Here is a 2,259-nt window from a genome sequence, read left to right on the forward strand (position 1 = left end):
GCCGGCCGCGGCGTGCGGGCGGTCACAGGGCGCGCTTCCGGGGTCCGGGAACCTTGGCATCGGACTCGCGCAGGTACAGCGGCGTGGTGTCCGGCAGGGCAAGCCCCTTGTCCAGGCGGGCAACGGCGGTGCGGCCCAGCGCTTCGGCGGTCGGCTGGGTGCCGCTGTACTCGGTGACGGCCAGCAGTTGCTCCGGGTACAGCCCGGCGCCCATGCCGTAGGCCGGCAGGCGCGGAACGTCAGAGGGCGCGCCGACATGCGGGCCGTCGAGCAGTTCGTGCGTGCCGCCGGTACTGCGGTAGCGCGCCCAGTACACTTCCTTGCGCCGGGCGTCGGTGGCCACCACGAACTCGTCCACGCCGGCGCGCCACGCGTCCGGTGCGGCGTCCACGGCGATGGCGTCCAGGCTCATCGCCCCGTGCAGCGGCTTGCCCCAGGCGAAGGCCAGCGCCCGCGCGGTGGCGATGCCGGAGCGCAGGCCGGTGAACGGTCCCGGGCCCACCCCCACCACCAACGCGTCGATGTCGGCGCCGGTGACGTCCGCCGTCGTCATGATTTTGCTGATTCCGAGGGCCAGCACCTCGGCGTGGGTGCGCGTGTCCTCGGTGGCAAACGCGGCCAGGGTCTCTCCTTGTCCGGCCAGCAACGCGGCGCTGGCGATGGCGGAGGTATCAATGGAGAGAATGAGCACGCGTCAATTTTACTTGAGGGACGCGGGGTGCCTTTCGGGCGCCGATCAGGAGGTGCCGGGCCGCGGCCGGGACAGGGTCAGATGCCTCCTCCGCGGCCGCTAAAGGCGGCGCGGCGCCGCGGGGCGGCTCTCAGGCCTGCGGTGTGCCGCCTTCCTGCGGGGTGCCGGCGATGTTGACCAGCCATTGGATGCCGAACCTGTCCGTGCACATGCCGAAGGTGTCGCCCCAGGGCGCTTTTTGCAGCGGCTCCGTGACGTCGGCGCCGTCGATCAGCTTTTCCCAGTAGCCGCGCAGTTCGGCCTCGTTGTCGCCGCTGAGCGAGAGGGAGTGGCTGGACCCGGGGGTGTATTCCATGCCGGCGGGGGTGTCCGCGGCCATGAGCACCAGCCCGCGCTCGGTGGACAGTTGCGAGTGCATGATCTTGTCGGTCTCCGCCGGGTCGTCGCTGGCCTGGAAGTCGCCGAAGGTGTTCAGCGTCAATTCGCCGCCGAACACCGACTGGTAGAACGTCATGGCTTCCCTGGCCTGGTCGCGGAATCCCAGGTACGGGTTCAGCTTGGTCTCCATGGCGGGCCTCCTCGTGGTCTGATGACGCCATCGATTATGGACCTGCGCCCGGGGGCCGGGAAGACCGCGGGCTCCCCCGGGGTCCCGCCCGGCTAAATTCGCCCGCGCCGATGCAGACGGCGGTGCCTGCCGGCCCGGCGGCGCCTCCGCAAGAGGCGCGAGGGGAAAATGTCCTGCGGGTCAGGCAAACATGTACGCGGCCCAGCGCGGCCCGTAGGCGGCCATGCGGATCAGCCGCGGCTCGCCGTCGTCGGGCTCGTCAAAGTCGAGCACGACGCCGGTGCTGCGCTGCGCTGCGGCGGCGCCACCCGCGGCGGACTGGACGGTGGCGGCGCCCGGTGCCGCGGCGCCCGGTGCCGCACCCTGCGGCCCGGCCGGCGCTCCCTCGGCGGGCCGGTTCGCCAGGTCTGCCCCGGTGGCCCGGACCAGCGAAATGTCCAGCCAGCTCTCGGAGAGGTGCTCCACCCGGCCGCGGCCCCACTCGACCACGGTCACGGCCTGGTCCATGGTGTTTTCCAGGTCGATGTCGTCGATCTCCCCGTCTGACTGCAGCCGGTAGGCATCCACGTGGACCAGGTCTGGCCCGCCGTTCATGCTGGGGTGGCTGCGGACCAGCACGAACGTGGGGGAAATGATGCCGGGACGGACGCCGAGTCCTTCTCCCAGCCCCTGGGTGAAGGTGGTCTTGCCCGCCCCCAACCCGCCGCTGAGCACCACCAGGTCGCCCGCGCGCAGGATCCTGCCCAGCCGGGCGGCGAGCGCCTGGGTTTCCTCGGCCGAGCCCACGTGGAACTCGCGCTCCCACACCGGCGCGGCCGGTTGCTGCGGCGTCATGGCAGGTGCTCCCCCTGTCCGGTCGGCGTCATTGTTCATGTCAGCGGCGCCTTCATGCCAGCACGGCGCCGGGATCCCCGGCGCTGTCGGTGTTCCGGTCGTCGATCGCCGCCAGCGCCGCCCGGACCTGGGCCGCCGCCGCTGCCTGCTCGGCCGCGGACGCGGT

Annotated in this window: 3 protein-coding genes; all 3 read right to left on the reverse strand. The window is 72.0% G+C overall.

Features of this window, described 5'->3' with window-relative positions; all coding sequences use genetic code 11:
* Positions 1-22 precede the first annotated feature (22 nt).
* Complete coding sequence (gene tsaB, locus AC5RV2_RS17205) at positions 23-691, reverse strand: tRNA (adenosine(37)-N6)-threonylcarbamoyltransferase complex dimerization subunit type 1 TsaB (protein WP_494093348.1); 669 nt, start codon at positions 689-691, stop codon at positions 23-25.
* Positions 692-821: 130 nt separating this feature from the next.
* On the reverse strand, positions 822-1,259 hold the full coding sequence (locus AC5RV2_RS17210; RefSeq protein ID WP_494093349.1) for a VOC family protein: 438 nt from the start codon (positions 1,257-1,259) through the stop codon (positions 822-824).
* 180 nt (positions 1,260-1,439) lie between these two features.
* Positions 1,440-2,093, reverse strand: coding sequence for a tRNA (adenosine(37)-N6)-threonylcarbamoyltransferase complex ATPase subunit type 1 TsaE (tsaE, locus tag AC5RV2_RS17215; protein WP_494093350.1), 654 nt, complete (start codon positions 2,091-2,093; stop codon positions 1,440-1,442).
* Positions 2,094-2,259 lie beyond the last annotated feature (166 nt).

It is taken from the genome of Arthrobacter sp. Y3225116 (genome assembly GCF_059091245.1).